This is a genomic window from Streptomyces sp. NPDC005485, from assembly GCF_040606085.1.
Taxonomy (GTDB): Bacteria; Actinomycetota; Actinomycetes; order Streptomycetales; family Streptomycetaceae; genus Streptomyces.
The window spans coordinates 1-23,512 of the sequence record NZ_JBEXDZ010000149.1 but is presented as its reverse complement, the minus strand read 5'-3'; the positions used below and the strand labels follow the sequence as shown (position 1 = coordinate 23,512).

General features: G+C 72.1%; 21 protein-coding genes. 12 read left to right on the top strand and 9 right to left on the bottom strand.

Annotation, left to right across the window (positions count from 1 at the left end; genetic code table 11):
• Positions 1 to 645: 645 nt before the first annotated feature.
• Both ABZS97_RS34920 and ABZS97_RS34915 read left to right on the top strand, forming a co-directional pair.
• Positions 646 to 1,794, top strand: coding sequence for an acyl-CoA dehydrogenase family protein (locus ABZS97_RS34920; protein ID WP_356144448.1), 1,149 nt, complete (start codon positions 646 to 648; stop codon positions 1,792 to 1,794).
• Positions 1,795 to 1,821: 27 nt separating this feature from the next.
• Positions 1,822 to 2,871 (top strand): Zn-dependent alcohol dehydrogenase, encoded by a 1,050-nt coding sequence (locus ABZS97_RS34915; protein WP_356144446.1) that lies wholly within the window; start codon positions 1,822 to 1,824, stop codon positions 2,869 to 2,871.
• A 16-nt stretch (positions 2,872 to 2,887) separates the two neighbouring features.
• On the opposite strand, the gene ABZS97_RS34910 is transcribed toward ABZS97_RS34915, so the two are convergent.
• Entirely contained in the window at positions 2,888 to 3,913 is a 1,026-nt protein-coding gene (locus ABZS97_RS34910; RefSeq protein ID WP_356144444.1) for a helix-turn-helix domain-containing protein, read from the bottom strand.
• 200 nt (positions 3,914 to 4,113) lie between these two features.
• On the opposite strand from ABZS97_RS34910, the gene ABZS97_RS34905 reads away from it, so the two are divergent.
• A complete protein-coding gene (locus ABZS97_RS34905) occupies positions 4,114 to 5,367 on the top strand; it encodes an MFS transporter (RefSeq protein ID WP_356144450.1) in 1,254 nt (417 codons plus the stop codon).
• Positions 5,368 to 5,531: 164 nt separating this feature from the next.
• Here the strand turns inward: ABZS97_RS34905 and ABZS97_RS34900 are convergent, their stop codons facing one another.
• On the bottom strand, positions 5,532 to 6,128 hold the full coding sequence (locus tag ABZS97_RS34900) for a flavin reductase family protein (protein WP_356144442.1): 597 nt from the start codon (positions 6,126 to 6,128) through the stop codon (positions 5,532 to 5,534).
• Between the two features lie 82 nt (positions 6,129 to 6,210).
• Between ABZS97_RS34900 and ABZS97_RS34895 the strand changes: the two genes are divergently transcribed.
• Positions 6,211 to 7,152, top strand: coding sequence for a hypothetical protein (locus tag ABZS97_RS34895; protein WP_356144440.1), 942 nt, complete (start codon positions 6,211 to 6,213; stop codon positions 7,150 to 7,152).
• Between the two features lie 61 nt (positions 7,153 to 7,213).
• Here the strand turns inward: ABZS97_RS34895 and ABZS97_RS34890 are convergent, their stop codons facing one another.
• The 3 genes from ABZS97_RS34890 to ABZS97_RS34880 all read right to left on the bottom strand — a co-directional run bounded on the left by ABZS97_RS34890 (position 7,214) and on the right by ABZS97_RS34880 (position 11,893).
• Positions 7,214 to 7,993 (bottom strand): enoyl-CoA hydratase-related protein, encoded by a 780-nt coding sequence (locus tag ABZS97_RS34890; protein ID WP_356144438.1) that lies wholly within the window; start codon positions 7,991 to 7,993, stop codon positions 7,214 to 7,216.
• 274 nt (positions 7,994 to 8,267) lie between these two features.
• Entirely contained in the window at positions 8,268 to 10,493 is a 2,226-nt protein-coding gene (locus tag ABZS97_RS34885; protein ID WP_356144436.1) for an acetate--CoA ligase family protein, read from the bottom strand.
• Positions 10,494 to 10,684: 191 nt separating this feature from the next.
• Positions 10,685 to 11,893, bottom strand: coding sequence for an NAD(P)/FAD-dependent oxidoreductase (locus tag ABZS97_RS34880; RefSeq protein ID WP_356144434.1), 1,209 nt, complete (start codon positions 11,891 to 11,893; stop codon positions 10,685 to 10,687).
• 252 nt (positions 11,894 to 12,145) lie between these two features.
• Between ABZS97_RS34880 and ABZS97_RS34875 the strand changes: the two genes are divergently transcribed.
• From ABZS97_RS34875 to ABZS97_RS34865, 3 genes are read left to right on the top strand one after another with little or no spacing between them, the layout of a single operon-like run.
• Positions 12,146 to 12,595 carry a DoxX family protein gene (locus tag ABZS97_RS34875; protein WP_356144432.1) on the top strand — a complete coding sequence of 150 codons (450 nt, stop codon included), beginning with the start codon at positions 12,146 to 12,148 and terminating at the stop codon, positions 12,593 to 12,595.
• Complete coding sequence (locus tag ABZS97_RS34870; RefSeq protein ID WP_356144430.1) at positions 12,592 to 13,017, top strand: Zn-ribbon domain-containing OB-fold protein; 426 nt, start codon at positions 12,592 to 12,594, stop codon at positions 13,015 to 13,017. The genes ABZS97_RS34875 and ABZS97_RS34870 overlap by 4 nt, the downstream gene beginning before the upstream one ends.
• Positions 13,017 to 13,655, top strand: a complete 639-nt coding sequence (locus ABZS97_RS34865; RefSeq protein WP_356144428.1) for a GNAT family N-acetyltransferase — start codon at positions 13,017 to 13,019, stop codon at positions 13,653 to 13,655. Before ABZS97_RS34870 ends, ABZS97_RS34865 begins: the two co-directional genes overlap by 1 nt.
• A gap of 127 nt (positions 13,656 to 13,782) precedes the next feature.
• Here the strand turns inward: ABZS97_RS34865 and ABZS97_RS34860 are convergent, their stop codons facing one another.
• Positions 13,783 to 14,451, bottom strand: coding sequence for a pyridoxal 5'-phosphate synthase (locus ABZS97_RS34860; RefSeq protein WP_356144426.1), 669 nt, complete (start codon positions 14,449 to 14,451; stop codon positions 13,783 to 13,785).
• 67 nt (positions 14,452 to 14,518) lie between these two features.
• Positions 14,519 to 15,703 carry an acetyl-CoA acetyltransferase gene (locus tag ABZS97_RS34855; RefSeq protein ID WP_356144424.1) on the bottom strand — a complete coding sequence of 395 codons (1,185 nt, stop codon included), beginning with the start codon at positions 15,701 to 15,703 and terminating at the stop codon, positions 14,519 to 14,521.
• A gap of 118 nt (positions 15,704 to 15,821) precedes the next feature.
• Here ABZS97_RS34855 and ABZS97_RS34850 point away from each other — a divergent pair, with 118 nt between their 5' ends.
• Positions 15,822 to 17,141, top strand: coding sequence for an acyl-CoA dehydrogenase family protein (locus ABZS97_RS34850; protein WP_356144422.1), 1,320 nt, complete (start codon positions 15,822 to 15,824; stop codon positions 17,139 to 17,141).
• Positions 17,141 to 17,623, top strand: a complete 483-nt coding sequence (locus ABZS97_RS34845; protein WP_356144420.1) for a nitroreductase family deazaflavin-dependent oxidoreductase — start codon at positions 17,141 to 17,143, stop codon at positions 17,621 to 17,623. Before ABZS97_RS34850 ends, ABZS97_RS34845 begins: the two co-directional genes overlap by 1 nt.
• 37 nt (positions 17,624 to 17,660) lie before the next feature.
• Here the strand turns inward: ABZS97_RS34845 and ABZS97_RS34840 are convergent, their stop codons facing one another.
• Positions 17,661 to 18,287, bottom strand: a complete 627-nt coding sequence (locus ABZS97_RS34840; protein ID WP_356144418.1) for a LysE family translocator — start codon at positions 18,285 to 18,287, stop codon at positions 17,661 to 17,663.
• A gap of 82 nt (positions 18,288 to 18,369) precedes the next feature.
• Between ABZS97_RS34840 and ABZS97_RS34835 the strand changes: the two genes are divergently transcribed.
• Positions 18,370 to 18,822 (top strand): Lrp/AsnC family transcriptional regulator, encoded by a 453-nt coding sequence (locus ABZS97_RS34835; protein ID WP_356144416.1) that lies wholly within the window; start codon positions 18,370 to 18,372, stop codon positions 18,820 to 18,822.
• An 83-nt stretch (positions 18,823 to 18,905) separates the two neighbouring features.
• On the opposite strand, the gene ABZS97_RS34830 is transcribed toward ABZS97_RS34835, so the two are convergent.
• Positions 18,906 to 19,553, bottom strand: a complete 648-nt coding sequence (locus ABZS97_RS34830; RefSeq protein WP_356144414.1) for a TetR family transcriptional regulator — start codon at positions 19,551 to 19,553, stop codon at positions 18,906 to 18,908.
• 466 nt (positions 19,554 to 20,019) lie between these two features.
• Between ABZS97_RS34830 and ABZS97_RS34825 the strand changes: the two genes are divergently transcribed.
• Positions 20,020 to 20,856, top strand: a complete 837-nt coding sequence (locus ABZS97_RS34825; RefSeq protein WP_356144412.1) for a VOC family protein — start codon at positions 20,020 to 20,022, stop codon at positions 20,854 to 20,856.
• A 181-nt stretch (positions 20,857 to 21,037) separates the two neighbouring features.
• On the top strand, positions 21,038 to 23,380 hold the full coding sequence (locus ABZS97_RS34820) for a serine/threonine-protein kinase (RefSeq protein ID WP_356144410.1): 2,343 nt from the start codon (positions 21,038 to 21,040) through the stop codon (positions 23,378 to 23,380).
• Positions 23,381 to 23,512 lie beyond the last annotated feature (132 nt).

Below are 23,512 nucleotides of genomic sequence, written 5' to 3'. Positions count from 1 at the left end.
GGGCGTACTGCCCGGGGTCGAGCATGGCGGAGCTTGGCTGGGGGCCTGCTACGCGACGGGCAGAGACGTACCGGCACGGACCCTTCCGTGCGTACTCGGCCGCGGGTGCGTGGGGGCCGGGGAGTGGGGGCCGGGGAGTGGGGGCTTGCGGATGCCGCTTCACTGCGGGTGTGTGGGGTGGCGGGTGGCCGGCGTAGTCGCGATTCTGCGGGCAGTCGTGGGGCTTGGGGCGTTTCCCACCCATGCAGCGGGGGTGGCTGGCGAAGCCAGGTCACGGCGTGCGTGGGTGTGGCGCCGGGGGGGCCGGCGAAGCCGCGTCACTGCGGGCGTGCGTGGAGCCAGGCGCGGCTGCCCACCCACGCTGCGGTGGTGCGTGTGACGCCGGGTGGTCGGCGAAGCCGCGTCACTGCGGGCGATCGTGCCGCTGGGGGCGGCACGGGTGGGCGCAGCGGCGCCTCGTAAGCGCCGAGTTGCGTGACCCAGCCCCGGCCGGCGCGCACGCCGGGTGCGAAGGGAGCAAGGGGTGCCCGGGGTTTGCCCACCCACCCGGGGTGAGCGTTCAAACAAAGGGGTGAGAGGGGTTTGCCCACCCACCCCGGGGGCGGGAGGCGAGACGTTGGGTGGAGGGTCGTGGAGGTGGTTGGCGTGGAGTTTGGGTTTGGGGTTGAGGATGAGGTGTTTCGGGGTGAGGTGCGGAGGTGGTTGGAGGAGCACGCCGGAGGGGGGCAGGACCGGCGGGGGTGGGAGCGGGAACTGGGGCGGGCCGGGTGGATAGGGCTCGGGTGGGAGGAGGAGGGGTACGGCAACCGCCGGTTGGATCTGACCCGGCAGGTGGTGTGGGCCGAGGAGTACGCCCGGGCGAAGGCCCCCGCCCGCTCGGGGCACATCGGCGAGAAGCTGCTGGCGCCCACCCTCCTCGCGCACGGAACCGCGGAGCAGAAGGCCCGGTTCCTGCCGCCGATCGCCCGCGGCGAGGAACTGTGGTGCCAGGGCTACAGCGAACCCGGCGCGGGCTCCGACCTGGCGGGCATACGCACCGCCGCGGTGAAGGACGGGGAGTCGTACCGGATCACCGGCCAGAAGATCTGGACCTCCCTCGCCCACGAAGCGGACTGGTGTTTCGTCCTGGCCCGCACCCGGCCGGACGCCCCCCGCCACCAGGGCCTTTCGTTCCTGCTCGTCCCGATGGACCAGCCCGGCCGCATCGAGGTGCGGCCCATCCGTCAGCTGACCGGCACGAGCGACTTCAACGAGGTGTTCTTCGACGGGGCGCAGGCGAGGGCCGAGCATGTCGTCGGCAGTGAGGGCGACGGGTGGCGCGTGGCCATGAGCCTGCTGGGTTTCGAGCGGGGGGTCTCGACCCTTGCCCAACAGGTCGGGTTTGCCGAGGAGTTGAGGGAGGTCGTTGAGGCAGCGGTTGCTACGGGGGCTGCCGATGACCCCGTTGTGCGGGAGCGGCTGGTTCGGCTGTGGGCCGAGCTGCGCACCATGCGGTGGAACTCCCTGCGCACGCTGGGGAGTTCGGGCGCCGACCGGCCTGGCGCCCCGAGCGTCGCGAAGCTGCTGTGGGGCGGCTGGCACCGGCGGCTGGGCGAGCTGGCCGTGCAGGTGCGGGGCGCCGACGCGGCGGTGGGGCCCGCCGACTGGTCGGCTGCGGCGCCGTACGAACTCGACGCGTTGCAGCACCTGTTCCTCTTCAGCCGGGCCGACACGATCTACGGCGGCTCGGACGAGATCCAGCGCACGATCATCGCCGAGCGCGTGCTCGGCCTGCCTAAGGAACCCCGGGCATAGTCCGGGGAAGGAAAGGGAGCTGGCGCGATGCGAGGCGTGATCTTCGACGGGAAGCAGACCCAGGTCGTGGACGATCTGGAGATACGGGACCCCGGCCCTGGCGAGGTGCAGGTCGCCATCTCCGCGGCCGGGCTCTGCCACAGCGATCTGTCCGTGGTGGACGGGACCATACCTTTCCCCGTTCCTGTGGTGCTGGGCCATGAGGGTGCGGGGGTCGTGGAAGCGGTGGGTGTGGGTGTCACCCATGTCCGGCCGGGGGATCATGTCGCGCTGTCCACGCTCGCCAACTGCGGTGCGTGCGCCGAGTGCGACCGGGGGCGGCCGACGATGTGCCGCCAGGCGATCGGCAGGCCGCAGCAGCCGTTCTCCCGGGGCGGGCAGCCGCTGTACCAGTTCGCCGCCAACTCGGCTTTCGCCGAACGGACGTTGGTGAAGGCGGTGCAGGCGGTCCGCATTCCGAAGGACATTCCGCTGCCCTCCGCCGCGCTGATCGGCTGCGGTGTGCTGACGGGCGTCGGGGCCGTGCTGAACCGTGCGCGGGTCGATCGTGGTGACAGCGTGCTCGTCATCGGGACCGGAGGCATCGGGCTCAACGTCCTCCAGGGGGCACGGATCGCAGGCGCCCTGAAGATCGTCGCCGTGGACTCCAACCCGGCCAAGGAGGCCGTGGCGCGGCAGTTCGGCGCGACGGACTTCCTCACCTCGGTGGAGGGCGTGCGGGAGGTCCTGCCGCACGGCGCCGATCACGCCTTCGAGTGCGTGGGGCGCGTGGAGCTGATTCGTGAGGCGATCGATCTCCTTGACCGGCACGGTCAGGCCGTGCTGCTGGGTGTGCCGCCGTCGACCGCCGAGGCGTCCTTCCTCGTCTCGTCGCTCTTCCTGGACAAGTCGATCCTCGGCTGCCGCTACGGCGCCTCCCGCCCGCAGCGCGACATCGCCCTCTACGCCGACCTGTACCGCGCCGGGCGCCTCATGCTCGACGAACTGGTCACGGCGACGTACCCGGTCGAGGACTTCGACAAGGCGGCCCAGGACGCCCACGAAGGGCGGGTGGCTCGGGCCGTCCTGACCTTCTGAGTCATCAAGAGGGGACTCACGAGCGATGGGTCAGGGCCCGGAACGTGCGGCGGTACGCCGTCGGCGTCACCCCGAGCGCCGCCTGCAGGTGCTGCCGCATCGACTGGGCCGTGCCGAAGCCGGAGTCCCGGGCCACCTGGTCGATCGACAGGTCGCTGGACTCCAGCAGGTGCCGGGCCCTTTCGACGCGCTGCCCGGTGAGCCACTGGCCGGGGCTGACGCCGACCTCCTCGCGGAAGCGGCGCGTGAAGGTGCGTACCGACATGGACTCCTGGTCCGCCATGTCGCGCAGCTGGATCGGTTCGTGCAGGCGGCCCAGTGCCCATGCGCGGGCGACGGTGGTGGTCGCCAACTGCGGCTCGGGCACCGGACGTTGGATGTACTGCGCCTGCCCGCCGTCGCGGTGCGGGGGTACGACCGTGCGGCGCGCGACCTCGTTGGCGACGGCGGCCCCGTGGTCCCGGCGTACGAGATGCAGGCACAGGTCGAGACCGGCCGCGACACCGGCGGAGGTGAGGACGTCCCCGTCGTCGACGAACAGCACGTCGGCGTCGACCTTGATCTTCGGGAACGTCTGCTGGAAGTGTTCGGCGTCGGCCCAGTGCGTGGCGGCCGGACGTCCGTCGAGGTACCCGGCGGCCGCGAGGACGTAACCGCCGGTGCAGATGGCGACGAGCCGGGTGCCGGGGCGGATGTGGGCGAGGGCGGCGGCCAGTTCGCCGGTGAGGACGCCCTCCTCGAAGACCGGGCCGAGCTCGTACGACGCCGGGACGACGACCGTGTCGGCGCCGGCCAGCGCCTCCGGGCCGTTCTCGACCAGGATCGCGAAGTCGCCGTCCGTCTCGACGGGGCCCGGCGGCCGGATCGAGCAGGTGACCACCTCGTACAACAGTCGCCCCTCGGTGTCCTTGGCCCGCCCGAAGATGCGGTGCGGGATGCCCAGCTCGAACGGAAGCAGTCCGTCCAGGGCGAGGACGACGACCCGGTGCGGGCGGTACGCGCGCGTGGAGGTCGCGGACGGCGCGGAAGGCGGAGGCGTCATGGCCCGATTCTAACGAATGATGACCTTCGGGCCACTCGATCGGGCCGGACGCACGCCGGAAGCTTTGTGTCGTGACCCAGACAACCGAAGCCGCCGACGCCGCGGGAGAAGCCACCGACCCGGCAGGGAACGGTGCCGATGTGGCCGCCGCGGCCGGTCAGGAGGCCGGCGCCGCTGCCCCGGGACGCGGCCGACGCCGTATCCATCGAGCGTGGTTCGTGGCCGCCGTCACCTTTGTGACGATCATCGGCGCGGCCGCCTTCCGTTCGCTGCCCGGGCTGTTCATCGACCCGCTGCACGAGGAGTTCCACTGGTCGCGCGGCACGATCGGCGCGGCGGTCTCCATCAACCTCGCGCTCTACGGGCTCACGGCGCCCTTCGCGGCCGCGCTGATGGACCGGTTCGGGATCCGGCGCGTGGTGGCGATCGCCTTGATGGTGATCGCGCTCGGCTCCGGCCTCACGGTGTGGATGACAGCGGCCTGGCAACTGCTGTTCTGCTGGGGGCTGCTGGTCGGCCTGGGCTCGGGTTCGATGGCGCTCGCCTTCGCGGCGACGGTCACCAACCGCTGGTTCACCGAGCGAAAGGGCCTGGTCACGGGCATCCTCACGGCGGGCTCGGCCTCCGGTCAGCTGATCTTCCTGCCCCTGCTGTCCTGGATGGTCACGGACCACGGCTGGCGGCCCGCCGCCGTGACGGTCGCCCTCGCCGCCCTCGCGGTCGTCCCCTTCGTCTGGCTGCTGCTGCGCGACCACCCGGCGGACGTGGGCCTCAAGCCGTACGGGGCGACGGAGTTCGTACCGAAGCCCGCACCCGTCCAGGGAGCCGCCCGCCGCGCGGTGACCGTCCTCTTCTCGGCCGTCCGCACCGGCCCCTTCTGGCTGCTGGCCGGCACCTTCGCGATCTGCGGCGCCTCCACGAACGGCTTGGTCCAGACACACTTCGTGCCCGCCGCCCACGACCACGGCATGCCCATCACGGCGGCCGCCTCGCTCCTTGCGGTCATCGGCGTCTTCGACGTCGTCGGAACCGTTGCCTCCGGCTGGTTCACCGACCGCTTCGAACCGCGCCGCCTGCTTGCCGTGTACTACTCGCTGCGCGGCATCTCGCTGCTCTTCCTGCCGCTTCTCCTGCAGTCGAGCGGGGCGAGCGTGCACCCTCCGATGCTCTTCTTCATCGTCTTCTACGGCCTCGACTGGGTCGCCACGGTCCCGCCCACCCTGGCCCTGTGCCGCGAGCAGTACGGCGACGACAGCGCCATCGTCTTCGGCTGGGTCCTCGCCTCGCACCAGGTCGGCGCCGCCCTCGTCGCCTTCCTCGGCGGCGTCGCGCGGGACACCTTCGGCTCGTACAACGTGGTCTGGTACGGCGCGGGCGCGCTGTGCGCGGCGGCGGCACTGATGGCGCTGGTGATCCGGCGGAGGCCGACGGCTCTCAGCCCGGCGGCGGCTTAGGGGCCGTCGGTCCGGCACGATCCTCGGCCCGGCAAGGGCTCGGGCGATCCTCGGCCCGGCAAGGGCTCGGGCGATCCTCGGTTCGGCAGGGGCTCGGGCGATCCTCGGTTCGGCAGGGGCTCGGACGATCCTCGGTCCGGCCGTGGCGGCCTCGCGGAGGTGGCTCAGGCGAAGCGCCCCTTGTGGAACAGCAGGGGCGCCACGTCGTCGTCGCCCGTGCCGAGCGCGTCCACCCGGCCCACCACGATCAGGTGGTCCCCGCCGGTGTGCACCGCGTGGATGGTGCAGTCGATCCACGCGGCGGCGCCCGCGAGACGCGGCGAACCGGAGGCGGGAGCCGGGTCGTGCGCGACCCCGGCGAACTTGTCCGAGCCGCTCACCGCGAAGCCGCGGCACAGCTCGCCCTGGTGGGCGCCGAGCACGTTCACGCAGAAGACGCCCGCCCGTGCTATCCGCGGCCAGGTCGTCGACGTACGGCCGACCATGAAGCAGACCAGCGGTGGTTCGAGGGAGAGGGAGGCGAAGGACTGGCAGGCGAAGCCCGCCGGACCGTCCGCGCCGGGCGCGGTGATCACCGTCACGCCGGTCGCGAAGTTCCCGAGGACGCGCCGGAATTCGGTCGGGTCCACCGGTGCCCGCTCGTCGTCGCCGACCGCCCGCAGGTCGGGGCGTGGCAACGGCTCCACGGGCCCCGCCGCGGTGGGGGTTCCGGCCGACCTGAGGTAGCGGACGGCGGCGGCCGCCATCCCTGCGTGTCCCATCACATCACCCATTGAAGCTGACGCATCGTCAGATTGGAACCCCTGTACAGGCCCCGCACAGCCTCGGCGTACGCTCCGCGCCATGGGGTGGGGAGAAGGCGCACGGGAGCCTGCGAGCATCCGTCCGGCCTGGCTGAACTGGCCGAAGGCCGAGCTGAACACGGCCGTGGCCGTCTGTGCGGCGCAGCTTCCGGCGGCCGTCGCGCTCTGGTGGCTCACCACGCTGGGCGACGACGACTACGCCGTGGGGGCCACTGGCGCCCTCGCCGCCGCCGGGCTGCTGTGCACGCTCGTCCTCGGGCCGCCGGTCGCCGCCGTCCTGGGCCTGGTGCATGCGGTCGTCTGCACCATGCCCGCGACCACGCTCGCGGGTCTCGCGGCGCGACGCCTGCGGGGGCCCGAGTGGCTCTGGCAGCTGGCGGGGGTGGGAGTGCTCGGGGCGGTCTGGGGCGCGATCACGGCCGTACTCGGCGGCTGGTCGTTCCCTGTCACGGCCGGGCTGTTCGTGGCCTTCGGGGTGCTGCCCGCGCTCGGCGTCCGGCACGTCCGCCGGTGGCAGCGGACGATGGGGCGGGCGCCGCGCGGCGGGTGGGCCTGGCTCCTGTGGCCGGTGCTCGCCTCCTTCGCCCTCGCGATGCTGGTCCTCGGCGGCGGGCTGGTCGCCACGGTCAGCGGGCTGATCGTGGAGTACGAGCCGCCGAAGCTGTCGGCAGCACAGCTCAGCGGGGTCTGGCGGGGCGAGGACGGCGCCGTACTGCACCTGCACCGCGACGGGCGGGCCGACCTCACAGGCGTGCCGTACACCGCCAGCGGGGAGGACGGGCCCGACGCCAGGAGCTGCGGCGGGAGCGGCAGTTGGACACGCGATCACGACGAGTTCTACGGGCGCGCCGGCGTCCTGCTCAGCGTCGACCGCTGCGGAGACGAGGCCTGGGCGATCGGCGGCACGGAGAACGACCCCGAACTGTTCGTCCTGATCGGCGATCCCGATTCGGGTGACGTGCGCATTCTGAAGCGGGACTGACGCGCGGGCTTCGGCTTCTGCGTCGCGCAGGTCCTCGCCGAGGCCGACGTCGACGGCTGGTTCAGCGCCCCTCGTAGCGTGGGCTCCGCCTCTCCACGAAGCTCGCGACGCCCTCGTTGGCGTCCGCCGTCGTCATGTTGATCTCCTGGGCGGCCGCCTCCGCGGCGAAGGCCGTGCCGCGGTCGGCGTCGAGGGAGGCGTTGACCAGCTGTTTGGTGAGGGCGAGGGCGCGGGTCGGGCCGGTGGCGAGGCGCTCGGCCCACTCGCGGGCCGTCTTCTCCAGGTCCTCGGCGGGGACGACGCGGTTGACGAGGCCGAGGCGTTCGGCGTCCACGGCGGTGAGCGCGTCACCGAAGAACATCAGCTCCTTGGCGCGCTGCGGTCCGACGAGGCGGGGCAGGAGATATGCGCCACCGCCGTCCGGGACCAGGCCGCGGCGCGCGAACACCTCGATGAACCTGGCCGGTTCGGCCGCCAGGACGAGGTCGCAGGCGAACGCGAGATGCGCGCCGATCCCGGCCGCCGTGCCGTTCACTGCGGCGATCACCGGTTTCTCGCAGTCGAGGACGGCGGCGATCAGTCGCTGGGCGCCGAGACGGATGGTCCGGGCGACGTCACCGGCGACACGGTCGCCGCTCGACGGGGCCCCCCGCAGGTCCGCGCCCGCGCAGAAACCCCGGCCCGTCGCCGTGATCACGACGGCCCGCACACCCGGATCGGCGGACGCGGCCGCGAGCAGCGCGATCACGCGTTCCCGCTGGTCCCAGGTCAGGGCGTTCATCGCCTCGGGGCGGTTGAGCGTGATCCACGAGACGGCGTTGTCAGTGCCGTGCCGTATCAATGAGTCGAGGGACTTTTCGGGAGGAGCGGGGGATTCGGCTGGTTCAGGGGATTCCGGTGATTCCGGTGATTCAGGGGATTCACGAGGGGAGTCGGGCATGGGGGTGCTCCGTTTCGTACGGGGAGTGCTGGGCGTACTGGGTGCACTGGGCGTACTTGGTGTGTTGGGGCTGGTGGGTCTGCGGGGGCGGGTGGTCCTCCGAGGGCGGATGGTCCCAGGGCGATGGACGCATCTACGGGGACGGGTGGGCGTCCCGCGGCGCGCGCGGGGATCCTCAGCGGCACACCGCCATCGCGTCCAGCGCCACCGCGCCCTGCCCCCGGGGCAGCACCATCAGCGGGTTGATGTCCAGCTCCGCGATGTCGTCACCGAGTTCGAGGGCCATGCGCTGGACCCGCAGCACGACCTCGACCAGCGCGTCGATGTCGACGGGCGGGCCACCGCGGACCCCGTCCAGCAGGGCACGCCCGCGCAGTTCGCCCAGCATGGAGCGGGCCTGGTCCTCGCCGAAGGGCGGCACGCGGACGGCGGCATCCCGCAGCACCTCGACGAGGACGCCACCGAGCCCGACGGTCACGGTCGGCCCGAACAGCGCGTCGTGCGTGACGCCCACGACCATCTCGACACCCCGCTCGACCATCTGGCACACCAGCACCCCGTCGAGCGAGATCCCCTCGTAGCGCGCGATGTCGGTCAGTTCGCGATAGGCGTCCCTGACCTGGCTCGCGGAGGTCAACTGGACCTTGACCAGGCCGAGTTCGGTCTTGTGGGCGATCTGCGCGCCGGAGGCCTTCATCACGACGGGGTAGCCGACGAGGCTCGCCGCGCGGACGGCCGCGGCCGCGCTGGTGACGAGCTGCTCGCGCGGCACCCGGATGCCATAGGTGCGCAGCAGCTGCTTCGCCGCGTGCTCGCTCAGCTGCTGCCCCGGACGCATCAGCGCCTGCGCCTTGCGGAAGGAGGGCGAGGTGGTGCGGGGCGCCTCGTCGAAGGGGGAGCGGTAGGAGGCGGTGAACCGGGCGTGGTCCAGGTGGGCGCGTACGGCCGTGATGCAGTTGGCGAACGTACGGAAGGTGGCGACGCGGGACGAGCCGAGCAGCGTCTCGCGGTACGCGGCCTCGGTGCCGACCGGCGAGCCCCACACCACGCACACCAGCTTGTCCGTCTGCTCCGCCGCGTCCACCAGATCCTGGGCGAGCTTGTCGCTCATCGGCGGGAAGGGGCCGGTGATCGGGCAGATCAGGACCTCGACGGCCGGATCGTCGAGGAGTGCGTCGATGATCTTCCGGCCGCGCCAGTCGCCCACGGGGTGCCCGCCGTTGTCGACGGGGTTGGCGACGTTCAGGTATTCGGGTATCCACTGGTGAAGTTCCGTCTGCTTGGCCGCGGACAGGGCGGGCAGCGACAGGCCCGCTTCCGTCGCCAGGTCCGAGAAGTGCGCGCCCGTGCCGCCCGAGATCGAATAGACGACGACCCCGTCGGTGCGGGGCGGCCGGGCCCGCGCCAACAGGGCCGCGGTGTCCTGGAGTTCGTCGAGTCCGTCGACGCGGATCACGCCGTACTGCCGCATCGCCGCGTCGACGACCGTGTCGGCGCCGGTCAGCTTGCCGGTGTGTGAGGCGGCGGTCCGGGCGCCGGTGTCGGTGCGGCCGACCTTGACCGCGACGACGGGGACGCCGCGGCGGGCGGCCCGGTCGGCGGCGAGCAGAAAGGAGCGGCCGTCCTTGAGACCCTCGACGTAGCAGGCGATCGCGCCGACCTCGGGCTGCTCGGCGAAGTAGGAGATGAAGTCGGAGGTCTCCAGGTCGGCTTCGTTGCCCGTGGGCGCCCAGTGCGAGAGGCGCACGCCCAGCTCCTGCATCGCGAAGACCGGCCGCCCCTGGTGCCCGGACTGGGTGATCAGCGCGATGGCCGGGCCGTCGAGGTCGTCCCGGAAGTTCTCGAAGGCGTTGAGGTTGGTGTTGGGCCCGAGCAGTCTGAGGCCCGAGCGGCGGACGGCGGTGGCGAGCCGCTCCTGCGCGGCGGCGCCCTCCGTCCCGGTCTCGGCGAACCCGGAGGCGAAGGCGACCGCGAACTTCACCTTGGCCTCGGCCAGTTCCTCGATGACGGGGAGCGGGTCGGCGACAAGGAGTACGGCCAAGTCCACCTGCTCAGGCAGGTCGGCCACGGAAGGGAGGCACGGTATGCCGAAGACGGACGGTCGCGTGGGGTGCACCGGGTGCAGCCGGGCGCCGACCCGCTCGGCCCAGGCGATCAGCTGCCTGGTGATGCCGGTGTTCGGCCGCCCCTCGGCGTCCGAGGCGCCGATGACGGCCACGGACTCGGGACGGAAGAACCGGTCCAGATCGGGGACGGTGGCGTACAGCGGGCGTCCGCTGACGTCGAGGTCGTCCACCTCGGCCGGTCGGCCGTGCACGACCGGTGAGGGCTGCTCGCCGCAGGCGATGACCCGGGCCCGGCGGGAGTCGGTGGTGAGGGTGCCGTGGGTTGATCCAAGCATCGGTCCGCCCGCTCCTGTGTGACAGCCAATTAACTGACGCAGTGTCAGATTAAGGGAACTGACACCGTGTCAGGAACAGCTGTGCACGCAAAGACGTGCGGCGGGCACCTGGTTGGTACCCGCCGTGGGCGCGTGAGGAACTCGGGGGACGGCTGTCCGCGAACCAGACCCCGGGATTCAGCCAGTGGCCGTCAGTGCGAGGCCGAGGACTTCCGGGCCGCCCTGGCGTGCCGGGCCACCGCCTTGGCGATCTTCTCGGCGTCGAGGGCGAGTTCGCGGAACATTCCGCTGATGGGGTTGGTGAAGCCGGTGAAGTAGAGACCGGGCGCGTTCCTCGGGGAGCGGGCGCCGTGCACGACGGGGCGGCCCCGCCCGTCGAGCACGCCGAGGTGCCCGACGACGCCCTCCAGTGCGCGCTCGTAGCCGGTGGCGGCGATGACGGCTTCGGGGCCGATGCGGCTGCCGTCGGCGAGGACCACCTTGCCGTCCTCGAAGCCGTCGACGGCGGCCACGATCTCGACGCTGCCCTTGCGCACGGCATCGATGAGGCCGACGTCCTGCACCGGGATCGAGCCCTCGTTGACACGCGAGTAGAGGCCGGTCTCGGGGCGGGGCAGCCCCTGGGCCGCCAGGTCCGGGACACTGAGCTTCGCCATCGGCCCGGCGAGGCGGTCGACGAGCCGGACGGGCAGGCGCCGTACGAGGATGCCGGTGAACTGGGCGGCCCAGCCGGCCGTCGAGCGGCGCACGATGTGCGGCGCCGTGCGCACCGCGAGCCGCACGCGTGAGGCGCCGCCCTCGACGAGGTCGACGGCGATCTCGGCGCCGGTGTTGCCGATGCCGACGACAAGGACGTCGCGGCCGGCGTAGGGCTTCGCGTTGCGGTACTCGCCGGCGTGCAGCAGCTCGCCGGTGTAGGCGTCGCGGCCGGGCCAGTCGGGTACGTGCGGCGTGTGGTTGTAGCCGGTGGCGACGACCACCGCGCTGCCGGTCAGCTCGCGGCCACCGGTGGCGTGCAGCAGCCAGCCGCTGCCGTCCGAGGCGGGCTCGATCCGTGAGACCTCGACGCCGGTGACGACGTCCAGTTCATGGTGCTCGGCGTACTTCTCCAGGTAGCGCACCACGTTGTCGCGCGACACCCACCGCCCGAAGGAGCGCGGCATCGGCAGGCCGGGCAGTGCGGACAGCCGGCGCGTGGTGTGCAGATGGAGCCGGTCGTAGTGACGCCGCCAGGACGCCCCGACCCGGTCCGACTTCTCCAGGACGACCGCGCGTATGCCCTGCGCGCGCAGGGCGTGGGCCGCGGAGAGTCCGCCGGGGCCGCCGCCGATGACGTACACGGGGCGGTCTTCGTGGGACGGCACCGCGCGGTGTGTCGGGGAAGCAGTCGAGTCGGCCATGAGCGCGAGCGTAATCACGTCCTGACTTGATAGGTCTCGGTCAAGACCGGAATCGGTTGCGAACTGATCACGGCTGTAGGAGGAGTGGGTGGGGCCGGTGGCGTAGGCGGCCTGGTTGTGCGGGGAGTGTGGGGGACGCGGGGGATACGGCTCCTGTACGCCTCTTGCGCGGGCGTCCCTCCGTACGCTGAACTGACGTACCGTCAGATCTCTGCGGCGATACCGAAGGCCGAGGCACGGGAGGCTCCGCGCATGGACACGATCTGGCTCACCGGTGCGCAATGGCTGGCCGTGCTCCGCATCGGGCTCGGGCTGTGGTGGCTGGAGAGCTGGCGGCACAAGGACAAGAAGAGCTGGTTCGAGGGCAGCGGGATCGGGTGGGCGGCGGACGTCGCCGCCAAGCACCGGTGGAACGCGGTGCGCAGCGGCTTCGACGTGGTCGTCAAGCCGCGCCCGCGGACGATGGCGTACGTCGTCCTCTACGCAGAACTCGCCCTGGGCCTCGGCCTGATCGCCGGCCTCCTCACCCCCGTCGCCCTGATCGGCGGCCTCCTCCTCAACCTCCTCTACCTAGTCCTCATGATCCACGACTGGGCCGAGCAGGGGCAGAACTCGATGATGGCGCTGATCTCGGCCGTCGCCCTGTTCGGGATGTCCTGGCAGACCTGGTCGCTGGACAGCGCGCTGGGGCTGTTCACATGAGCGCGCGCTTCGACGTACCGGAGACGGACGCCTTCACCCGCCCCTACTGGCAGGCGGCGGCGGAGGGTCACCTCCTGCTGCGCCGCTGCGCCGCCTGCGGCCGCGCCCACCACTACCCCCGCGAGTTCTGCCCCCACTGCTGGAGCGAGAACGTCACCTGGGAGCGGGCGAGCGGCCGCGCCACGCTCTACACCTGGTCCGTCGTCCACCGCAACGACCTCCCACCCTTCGACAAGCGTGTCCCGTACGTCGCCGCCGTCGTCGACCTCGACGAAGGCCCCCGCATGATGACCGAGGTCGTCGAGTGCGAGGAGGGCTCGCTGCGGATCGGGATGGGGCTGGAGGTGGGGTTCCGGGGGGCGGGGGAGGGGACGCAGGAGATCACGGTGCCGGTGTTCCGGCCGCGCGGTTCAATGGGCTGATGACCGATGGTGAGGACACGGACGACAAGCCCCTGACCCTGCCCACCCACGAGCTGCACGGTCACGGCCTGCGCCTGCGCCGCTGGGACCCGGAGTCCGACGCCGACGTGGAGGCATGGCTGCGCGGTTGTCTCGATCCGGAGTTCCAGCGGTGGAACACACCGCTGAAGCCGATGGGGGACTTCGACGGCGTCCGGGATGCGTTGCGCGCCAGGTTCCGTGAAGACATGACCGGAAGCGGCGCCTCCTTCCGGATCACGGACGCGGCGACCGGAGAGATCCTGGGGCACGTCGGCATCAACGACATCAACCCCGCCGTACGCCTCGCCCACATCGGCTACTGGGTGCTTCCCGAGTCCCGAGGCCGCCGCGTCGCCACCCGCGCCCTGACCCTGGCCGCCCGCTTCGCCCTCACCGACCTCGGCCTGAACCGCCTGGAACTGAACGCCGTCGGCCACCACGTGTCCTGCCGCGTCGCCGAGGGCTGCGGGTTCCGCTACGAAGGGACCAGGCGGGGCGCGATGTTCGAGGCAGGACGGAGTGACGCGTTCCGGGACGCGCATCTCCATGCGCGGATCGCGGGGGATGCGGAGCCGGCGGTGGAGCGCGGGGGCGGGGACCGACCTTCGTCGCCGTGATTGCCTCGGTGAGGGGTCTGCGGCTCTTCACGCGAAAGGCCGAGGACTTCAAGGGGGTCGAAGGCGCCGTGCTCGTGGTTGCTGGTGACTGCTGAGTGCCCCGGTCACACCCCTGCCATGTACTCGGTCACGGCCACAGCAGCTCGCCGGCCCAGCCGGTCTTCGTGCGGCGGTACGTGAGGCGGACGTGGCGTCGTTCGGCGTCTCCCTGGAAGAACTCGACCTCGACCGGGCGCAGGTGGTACAGGGTCCATGTCGGGACCGGGGCGTCCGGCTCGTGCCGGGCGCGGTCCCAGGCCGCCTGCGAGGCCCTGCCCAACTCCTCGACCGAGCCCAGGACTTCGCTCTGGTGGCCGACCAGGGCCGCCGCCAGCGCTCCCGTCGAGCGGGCGTGCAGATCGGCCTGGCTCCGCTCGGGCGGCGCGGTCGTGACCGGGCCCCGGACACGGATCTGGCGCCCCTGCGCGGGCCAGTAGAAGCCGAGTGCCGCGTGGGGGCGGGTGGCCAGCTGTCGTCCCTTGCGGCTGGTCGAGTGGCTCGCGAACGACCAGCCGTGCTCGTCGTCGGCGCCGTGCAGCATCACCGTGCGGACGTCCGGCAACCCGTCCGCGTCCGCCGTCGCCAGCGACATCGTGTGCGGCTCGGGCTGGCCCGCAGCCACGGCCTCGGCCAACCATCGCCCGAAGAGGGCCAGGGGCTCCCCGGGCGCGGTCTCCGGGTCGAACGCGGGCAGGTCGGTGACCTCGGAGTCCCACACCCGCAGCGACCTGAGCAACTCGTGAAGATCGGTTCCCATGCCATGAGTATCGCTCCCGGGTCCGGAGCAGCCGCGCCGCGGACTCCCGGGGTCCCAGGGCCCGGACTCAACCGTCCCGCCCCAGCACCACCGTCCCCGACGAGCAGAACCATCCCCCCGTGCCGGACGCGACCGCGAGCCGTGGCACCTCCCCGTCCGGCCTGTGCACCTGCCGCCCCTCGCCCGCCTCGCCCCGCAGTTGCCGTACGGCCTCCACCAGCAGGAACAGGCCCCGCATGCCGGGATGTTGGGCCGACAGGCCGCCTCCGTCGGTGTTGACCGGGAGTTCACCGCCGTCGACCAGGAGGCGGCCCTTCTCCACGAAGGCGCCGCCCTCGCCCTTCGCGCAGAAGCCGAGGTCCTCCAGCGTCACCAGCGTCATGTACGTGAACGCGTCGTAGATCTCGGCGAAGTCCATCTCCTGCGGCCGCAGCCCGGCCCGCGCGAACGCCAGCCGCCCGCTGACCGCCGCCGGGGACACGGTGAAGTCGTCCCACTCCGACATGCTCGCGTGCGAGACGTGCTCGCCGGTGCCGAGGACCCACACCGGTGCCGTGCGGCAGTCCCGTACGTACTCCTCGGCCGCCAGCAGCACCGCCGCGCCGCCGTCGGAGCGGATGCAGCAGTGCAGCTTGGTGAAGGGGTCCGCGATCATCGGGCCGGACAGGACGTCGTCGACGGTGAGCGGGTCCCGGAACATCGCCTCCGGGTTCGCCGCCGCGTTCGCGCGCGCCTGGACGGCCACCGAGGCGAGCTGCTCAAGCGTCGTGCCGTACTCGTGCATATGGCGGCGCGCGGCCATCGCGTACTTCGCGATCAGGCTGTGGCCGTACGGCACTTCGAACTGGAGCGGGCCGCGGGCGCCGAAGGACAGGTTGCCGGTGCGGCGGCCCGCTCTGATGTCGGCGCGGGCGGTGGAGCCGTAGACGAGCAGGACGGCGTTCGCATGGCCCGCGGCGATCGCGTCCGCCGCGTGGGCGGCCATGACCTCCCAGGTGGAGCCGCCGACAGAGGTGGAGTCGACCCACATGGGCTTCAGACCCAGGTATTCGGCCACTTCTATGGGGGCCAGCGTGCCCAGGCCCGCCGACGCGAAGCCGTCGACCACCGAGCGGTCGAGGCCCGAGTCCGCCAGGGCCCGGCGGGCGGCCTGCGCGTGCAGGGCGTACGGGGTCGCCTCGTCCACACGGCCGCAGTCGGAGAGGGAGACGCCCACCACAGCCACCTTGCGGTTCCCCGGAGCAGCAGTCATGAATCTGACGGTACATCAGATGCGGTTGCCTCCGGGAGGGCGTCGTGGCGTCGCGGCTCTGTGCATCTGCCGACCCCCGTCCTAATATGACGCACCGTCAGTTCCGAAGGAGTGCGCCATGGACGCCCGCTTCACCGCCGAACAGGACGAGATCCGCCGGACCGTACGGGAGTTGCTGCTCAAACGCTCCGGCCCGGAGGAGGTGCGTGCCGCCATCCGCACGCCCGCCGGATACGACCCGGTGCTGTGGGAGGCGCTCGCCGGCCAGCTCGGCCTGCCCGGCCTCGCTCTCCCGACGGCGTACGGCGGAGTCGGCTGCTCGGTCACCGAACTCGCGCTCGCCTGCGAGGAGTCGGGCCGCGCCCTCGCCCCCTCCCCGCTCCTCTCCACCGCCGTCCTCGCCGCCCCGCTGATCCTGGCCCTCGGCACCGAGTCCCAGCGCTCCGAACTGCTCCCCCTCCTCGCCTCCGGCGAACTGACCGCCGCCCTCGCCGTGCCGGGCGCGGGCCTCGCCACCGCCCTCGGTCTGGTCGGCGACAACCACGGGGACTGGGCGGGCGGCGGGCGGGCCGGCGGCGTACAGGCCCGGCAGGTCGAAGGTGTCTGGCGCCTCTATGGGCAGGCGGCACAGGTGCTCGACGGACATAGCGCGGACGTACTTGTGGTGGCCGCCCACACAGGAGGGTTCGCTCGCTCGCGGACGCTGCTGTTCCTCGTACGGGACAGCCGGGACAGCCGGGAGGGTCGTGAGCATCGAAATCGTCGTGAGCGGTCGGACGGCGGTCTTGTGCGGGTGCGGCAGACCGCCCTCGACGAGACACGACCGCAGGCGCGCATCGAAATGCGGGACGTGGAGGCCGAGTTGCTGGGGGAGGGGGAGGGCTCGGACGTGACCGGCGCGCTCGCCGCCGTCGGGGACACCGCCGCCGCCGTACTCGCCACCGAGGCCGTCGGTGCGGCGGACCGCGCGCTGGAGCGGACCGTCGAGTACGTCAAGCAGCGGGAGCAGTTCGGGCGGGCGATCGGGTCCTTCCAGGCGGTGAAGCACCGGCTCGCGGACGTGTACGTGCAGGTGCAGGCGGCACGGTCGGCGGCGTACTACGCGGCGTGGGCCGCCGGGACCCGGACCGGAGCGGGATCCGATGCCGGGGCCGAGGCCAGGGCTGATGCCGGATCCGATGCCGGGTCCGATGCCGGGGCCGGGGCCGGGGAACAGCGCGTGGGCGCGCTCGCCCTCGCGCAGGCGCTGGAGGCCCTGCGCACCGCCGCCTCCGAAGCGATCCAGCTGCACGGCGGCATCGGCTTCACCTGGGAGCACGAGGCCCATCTGTACTTCAAGCGGGCCGCCGGCGACGAGTTGCTCTTCGGGCCCGTGCACCGGCTGCGGGCGTACGCGGCGGACGCGACGCGGCTCTTCGACGGGGAGGTGGTGGTGTGATGGCCGCACGTGCGCCGCTGGGGGTCCGGTTCGTGCAGAAGGTGTCCTCCACGCGCACCTTCGCCAAGGTCGCCCCGCATCTCATCCCGGCCCTGGACCGCGCCGTCCACCGGGTGACTCGCGGAAAGGTGCTGCTCAGCGCCCAGATGCTGCCCGGCGTCATCCTCACGGCACGCGGCGCCAAGAGCGGACTGCCCCGGCGTACACCTCTGGCCTGCATGCCGGAGGAGGGCGGCGGCTGGCTTCTCATCGGGTCCAACTTCGGGCGCACCGACCACCCGGCCTGGACCGGCAACCTCATCGCCCACCCCGACGCCGACATCAGCTGGAAAGGAGCGGACGTCCCCGTCACGGCCCGGCTCCTGGAGGGGGAGGAACGGGCGGAGGCATGGAAGGCGGCGCTGGCGTTCTGGCCGCCGTACGCCACATATCAGGCCCGGATCGACCGGCAGATCCGGCTGTTCAGGGTGGTACGACGATGAGCGCGCCGCCCGGCACGCCTCGCAGGCCTTCAACGCCTCAGAGGGCGGCGAGCTGCTCCACCAGCAGGAAGCCGCCGATGCCCAGCATGGCCGCCCCGGAGGTGCGGACCACGGCGCGCGCCGCGGTCGGGCGCGCATGCAGAACGGCACGGGCGAGCAGGCCGACGGTGAGGTAGACGGCGGCGCAGTTGGCCATGTGGACCGCGCCGAGCGCGGCGGTCTGAGCGGCGACGGGAACGCGCGCACCGGTGGTGACGAGGAACTGCGGCATGACCGAGAGGTAGAGCAGCAGGCCCTTGGGATTGAGGCCGCTGATGCCGGCGCCGCGCAGGAAGGTACGGGTGGGGGACGCGGGCGGCGCCCCGTCCGCCGCACCCGGCGCGACAGGCGGCCGGCGCAGTACGCCCCACCCCAGCCACACCAGATAGCCGGCGCCCGCCACGGTGAGCGCCGTCAGCAGCACCGGCGACCCCGCCACCAGCACCGACAGCCCGGCCACCGCCAGCAGCGTGTGCCCCGCGTACCCGGCGACCAGACCCAGCACCGCCGGAAGGACCGAGCGGCCGCGCAGACCCGCCGTGATCACGTACGCCCAGTCGGCGCCCGGCACGCACACCAGCAGCAGGTCGAGCGCGAGGAAGGCGGTCACTGTTCCCATATCCACGAAGGGGACATTAGGCGTGATCCGGCCAAAGGTGTTCCCGGAGTTTGCCCTTGATCGCGAGTTATGAGGGAAGATCTCCCTCATGGACGTCGTGGACCAGAAAATTCTTGCCGAGCTCCAGCAGGACGGGCGGCTGACCGTCACCGAGCTCGCCGCGCGGGTGCGGCTGAGCGTCTCGCCGTGCCACCGGCGGCTGCGCGAACTGGAGCGGTCCGGCGCCATCCGCGGCTACCGGGCCGTCGTCGACCCCGCCGCGCTCGGCCTGACCTTCGAGGCCCTGGTCTTCGTCTCGATGCGCCAGGAGGACCGGGACACCGTCGCCGACTTCGAACGCGCCCTCGCCGAGATCCCGCACGTGCTGGACGCGGAACGGCTCTTCGGGGAGCCCGATTACCTGTTGCGCGTCGCCACCGCCGACCTCGCCGCCTTCCAACGGCTCTACGACGAGCGGCTCGCGACCCTTCCGGGCGTACAGCGGCTGACGTCCACGCTGGTGATGAAGCATGTCGTCGCGGATCGGCCGCTGCCCGTGTAGTCACCGGCACAGCGCAGCAGGCGGCAGTCCACCAGGGTGGACTGCCGCCTGCATGACAGGAGTGGGGGCCGGTGAACGGGGAGTTACTTCGTAGGCTTCTTGCCTGTGACACCCAGATGCACCAACAGCGCCAGGTTCGGCTTGAGTTCAGCCTGTTTGACGCCCCACGTCTGGAAGCCCTTCTGATGCGAGGCCACCGCGGCGAGCATCGCGACGAGCGAACCGGCCATCGCCGCCGGGTTCACGTCCTTGTCGACCTTGCCCTTGGCCTGGAGCTCGGTGACCGTGTCCGTAAGGGAGTTGTTCACCGAGTTCAGGATCTTCATGCGGATCTTGTAGAACCGCTTGTCGCCCTCGGCGGCGCCCAGATCGACGACCCGCAGGATCGCGTCGTTCTTGCGCCAGAACTCCAGGAATCCGTCCACGAGTTCCTGGGAGGTCTGCCATCCGGCCTTGCCGACCCACGAACGGCCCGCGAGCAGCTGGGTCAACCCGGCGCCCTCCGTGGCCATTTGCTCGGCGATCTCCAGGACGGCGCCTTCGACGTCCGGGAAGTACTGGTAGAAGGTCGCGGGTGAAGTGCCCGCCTTCCGGGCGACATCAATGACTTTGACGTCCCGGTAGGGCGAAGAGCTGAGCATTTCGCTGAGGCAGTCGAGCAGCTTCTGCCGGGTCGCCTGCCCACGCCGTCCGGCCACGCGGCCATCGACGGTACGCACTTGTCCTGTCATGCCGTCAGCTTACCGAGGGGTGATCGGAGCGCGATTCGGCCGACTGCAAATGGGGTGCGCCTGCTCTGCGGGATGCGTGAGAGGCCATTAGCTTGGCCGCATGGCCGAACCCACGGCATCCGCCGCATCCGACAAGAACGGTGCCCCGGGCGACGAACCGGCACCGGTGACGCACGGTGCATCGGACGACGTACCGGCACCGGTGACGCACGGTGCATCGGACGACAGTCCGGAGCCGGTGACGAAGGGTGCGCCCCGCGACAGCTCGGCGCCCGGGAGGAACGGTGCGCCTGGCGACAGGCCGGGGCCGGTGACGGGCGGTGCGCCCGGCGGCAGTCCGGCGCCCGGGAGGAACGGTGTGCCTGGCGACAGGCCGGGACCGGTGACGGGCCGTACGCCCGGCGACAGTCCGGCGCCCGGGAGGAACGGTGCGCCTGGCGGCAGTCCGGCGCCCGGGAGGAACGGTGTGCCTGGCGACAGGCCGGGACCGGTGACGGGCCGTACGTCCGGCGACAGCCCGGTACCGGTGGCGAGCGCGGCCCCCGGCGGCGGCCCGGCGGCGGCCGCGAACCGGGCGCCGGGCGCAAGTGGCGCACCTGCCCCCTTCGCCGAGGGCGTCCCCTGCTGGGTCGACGCCCAGCTTCCCGATGTCGAAGCGGGCAAGCGCTTCTACGGTGAGCTCTTCGGGTGGACCTTCGAGGAGGCGTACGGCTCCTCCGCCTGGGCGTCTCTCGACGGGCAGCCCGTCGCCGCCCTCGCCCCCAAGCACGACGGCCGTATGCCCACCGTCTGGACCGTGTACTTCGCGGCCCCCGACGCCACCGCGCTCGCCCGCAGGATCGGGGCGGCGGGCGGCCAGGTGATCATGGCGCCCCTGCCCGTCGACCGGCTCGGCACCACCGTGCTCGCCGCCGACCCCGAAGGCGCCGTCTTCGGGCTGTGGCAGCCCGGCACGCACGCCGGCTTCGGCCGGCGCCACGTTCGCGGCACCTTCTGCTGGGCCGAGCTCTACGCCCGCGACACGGCCATCGTCGACCGTTTCTACGGCACCCTCTTCCACGACGCCCTCTTCGGCCCCGACGCCACCCCGGACTTCGGCCGCGCAGTCGTCTCCGACGTCTTCCCGGCCGAGATGCCGCCCCACTTCCTCGTCCACTTCGGCGTCAAGGACTGCGAGGAGACCCTCGGGGCGGTCCAGCGGCTCGGCGGCCGCGTCCAGGCGACGCCTTTCGACACCTCCTACGGGAGAGTGGCGGTGGTCACGGACAGCCAGGGGGCGTCGTTCGCCGTACTTCAGCGATGATCCTCGTACGAAGAAGTGTGGGTTTGTACCTAGACACCCCGATCTGCCCCCTGGTTCGCAACCAGTGGCGCGGCCAGGAAGAATCGGGGTGCGTGCCGCCATGGCGGTGCGGTGGTGAGACGCTGCACTGGGCTGCGTTCATACGTGGATGACGCGGCCCGTACGGGGAGGTGGCAGGCAAGTGGTGGATCAGCTGACGCAGCACGATCCGCGGCGGATCGGGCCGTTCGAAGTGCTGGGACGGCTGGGTGCGGGCGGCATGGGGCTGGTCTATCTCGCGCGCTCGGCGTCCGGGCGGCGCGTGGCGATCAAGACGGTCCGGACGGAACTCGCCGAGGACCAGCTCTTCCGCGTCCGCTTCACCCGTGAGGTCGAGGCGGCGCGTGCCGTGTCCGGCTTCTACACGGCGGCCGTCGTCGACGCCGACCCGCGTGCCGCCGTGCCCTGGCTGGCCACCGCGTACGTGCCCGCGCCCTCGCTAGAGGAAATAGTGAATGAGTGCGGGCCCATGCCGGCCCAGGCCGTCCGCTGGCTCGCCGCGGGCGTCGCCGAGGCGCTGCAGTCCATCCATGGCGCCGGGCTCGTCCACCGCGACCTGAAGCCCTCCAACGTCCTCGTCGTCGAGGACGGGCCGCGTGTCATCGACTTCGGCATCGCTTCCGGCGTTTCGAACACTCGTCTGACCATGACGAACGTCGCCGTCGGTACGCCCGCCTACATGTCCCCCGAGCAGGCCAAGGACTCGCGCAGTGTGACCGGCGCGAGCGATGTCTTCTCGCTGGGCTCCATGCTCGTCTTCGCCGCCACCGGGCACGCGCCCTTCCACGGGGCGAATCCCGTGGAGACGGTGTTCATGCTTCTGCGTGAAGGCCCTGACCTGGAAGGACTCCCGGACGAACTCCGTCCGCTGATCGAGTCCTGTATGCAGATGGAGGCCACCGCCCGGCCGAACCCGGCCGACCTCCAGTCCCAGCTGGCACCCCACCTCTTCGGCTCCGGCTCCGACGACAGCGGTACGGCGTCGGCGTGGCTGCCCGAGCGGGCGGTGGGTCTGATCGAGACGCGCCGCGGCGGCCGTGTCGCGGCCAGTCCGCCGGCGAAGAACCGCAGCACCGGCGGAGGCGGCCGGCCGAACGTACCGCCGCCGCCCTTCCACGCCCCCTCCTCCGCCGGCGCCCCCGACACCGGGCCCGTGCGGCTCGCCGGGGCCCCCGTACCCATCGGGCCCGGGCCGCGCGTCGCCGACGCCCGCGCCGCCGCCGTGAAGGCGCCTCCTCCGGAGGCCGGTCTCGCCGCCTCCTGGTCCCGGCCGCGCGTCGGCGTCAACGGCACCGACCCCGTGGCCGGCCTCGCGCCCCCGGTGCCCGCACCGGCACCGGCCTCCGAGTCGGCGTCCGGCTGGCGGCCCTGGCGTTTCCGCATGTCGAACGACGTGTGGGGCAAGCCCGCCGTCGCCGGCGACCTCGTCTACGTCACCTCCTTCGAAGTCCACGCCCTCGATGTGGGCACCGGCCGGCGCCGCTTCAAGACGCGCGACGTCGCCTGGTCCATGGCCGTCGCCGACGGCCGTATCCACGCCTCCGACGGCCCCACGCTCTTCGCCCTCGACGCCCGCGAGGGCGGCGACCTGTGGCGCCTGTCCACCGACGCCTGGGTGTACTCCCTCAAGGCCGACCGCGGCACCGTCGTCACCGGTACGCGCGGTGGTGGCGTCCAGGCCTGGGAGGCCTCGGGCGGCCAGAAGCTGTGGGAGATCTCCGGCGCCCAGACCGACTTCGAGTCCCCGGAGGCGGGGCCCGCCGTCCACGACGGCACGGTGTACGTCTGGAAGGACGCCCGGCTGCGTGCCCTGGAGGCCCGCACCGGGGAGGAGCGGTGGTCGTACCCGATCGGTGACGCGGCGTCCTGCGGCGGGGTGCCGGTGCGGGTGACGCAGGCTCCGGACGGGTACGTGTACGTCTCCGCGGGCACGCGGGTGCTGGCCGTCGACGTCGCCAGCGGCCATGTGCGCTGGCACTTCGAGGCGCCCGCGGTGTTCCTGAGTCCGCCTACGTTCGCGCCCGGGCCGGCGGTGACGGGGGGTGGCGTGTACCTCGCCGACTACCTCGGGACGGTGTACGCGCTCGACGCCACGGACGGGCGTGACCGCTGGCGCATCGCCACGGAGTCGCGCGCCTCGATCGAGCCGGTGCTCGTTGCCGGGGGGCATGTTCACGTGGGCAGCGGCAAGGGGCTGTACACGCTGGACGCGGTCACCGGTACGCCGAAGTGGCGCTTCCAGGCGGGCGGCGACATCGTGGGCGCGCCTGCCGTCGCCGAGGGGCGCATCCACTTCGGGTCCACGGACCACCTCCTGTACACCCTCAAGGCCGACGACGGCCGACTGCGCTGGAAACTGGCCACCGGCGGCGAGATCACCGGCGCTCCCGTCGTCAAGGACGGCGTTGTGTACGCCTGCAGCAAGGATCGGTGTGTGTACGCGCTTGACGCGGAGAAGGGCACGGGGACAGCACGGACGACGTGACGTCGGGTTCGCGTGGGGGCCGGTGGGTGGGTCGGGTCCGTGCCGGTACGTCTTGCCCGTCGCCGCGTGGGCGTACTGCCCGGGGGTCACATCGGCGGAGCTTGGCTGGGGGCCGGCTACGCGACGGGCAGA

What these genes read in the sequence shown, in the direction of transcription:
- ABZS97_RS34915 (WP_356144446.1), top strand. Translation starts at nt 1,822, where the DNA reads ATGCGAGGCGTGATCTTCGACGGGAAGCAGACCCAGGTCGTGGACGAT.
- ABZS97_RS34910 (WP_356144444.1), bottom strand. Translation starts at nt 3,913, where the DNA reads ATGACGCCTCCGCCTTCCGCGCCGTCCGCGACCTCCACGCGCGCGTAC.
- ABZS97_RS34900 (WP_356144442.1), bottom strand. Translation starts at nt 6,128, where the DNA reads ATGGGACACGCAGGGATGGCGGCCGCCGCCGTCCGCTACCTCAGGTCG.
- ABZS97_RS34895 (WP_356144440.1), top strand. Translation starts at nt 6,211, where the DNA reads ATGGGGTGGGGAGAAGGCGCACGGGAGCCTGCGAGCATCCGTCCGGCC.
- ABZS97_RS34885 (WP_356144436.1), bottom strand. Translation starts at nt 10,493, where the DNA reads ATGCTTGGATCAACCCACGGCACCCTCACCACCGACTCCCGCCGGGCC.
- ABZS97_RS34880 (WP_356144434.1), bottom strand. Translation starts at nt 11,893, where the DNA reads ATGGCCGACTCGACTGCTTCCCCGACACACCGCGCGGTGCCGTCCCAC.
- ABZS97_RS34875 (WP_356144432.1), top strand. Translation starts at nt 12,146, where the DNA reads ATGGACACGATCTGGCTCACCGGTGCGCAATGGCTGGCCGTGCTCCGC.
- ABZS97_RS34870 (WP_356144430.1), top strand. Translation starts at nt 12,592, where the DNA reads ATGAGCGCGCGCTTCGACGTACCGGAGACGGACGCCTTCACCCGCCCC.
- ABZS97_RS34865 (WP_356144428.1), top strand. Translation starts at nt 13,017, where the DNA reads ATGACCGATGGTGAGGACACGGACGACAAGCCCCTGACCCTGCCCACC.
- ABZS97_RS34860 (WP_356144426.1), bottom strand. Translation starts at nt 14,451, where the DNA reads ATGGGAACCGATCTTCACGAGTTGCTCAGGTCGCTGCGGGTGTGGGAC.
- ABZS97_RS34855 (WP_356144424.1), bottom strand. Translation starts at nt 15,703, where the DNA reads ATGACTGCTGCTCCGGGGAACCGCAAGGTGGCTGTGGTGGGCGTCTCC.
- ABZS97_RS34850 (WP_356144422.1), top strand. Translation starts at nt 15,822, where the DNA reads ATGGACGCCCGCTTCACCGCCGAACAGGACGAGATCCGCCGGACCGTA.
- ABZS97_RS34845 (WP_356144420.1), top strand. Translation starts at nt 17,141, where the DNA reads ATGGCCGCACGTGCGCCGCTGGGGGTCCGGTTCGTGCAGAAGGTGTCC.
- ABZS97_RS34835 (WP_356144416.1), top strand. Translation starts at nt 18,370, where the DNA reads ATGGACGTCGTGGACCAGAAAATTCTTGCCGAGCTCCAGCAGGACGGG.
- ABZS97_RS34830 (WP_356144414.1), bottom strand. Translation starts at nt 19,553, where the DNA reads ATGACAGGACAAGTGCGTACCGTCGATGGCCGCGTGGCCGGACGGCGT.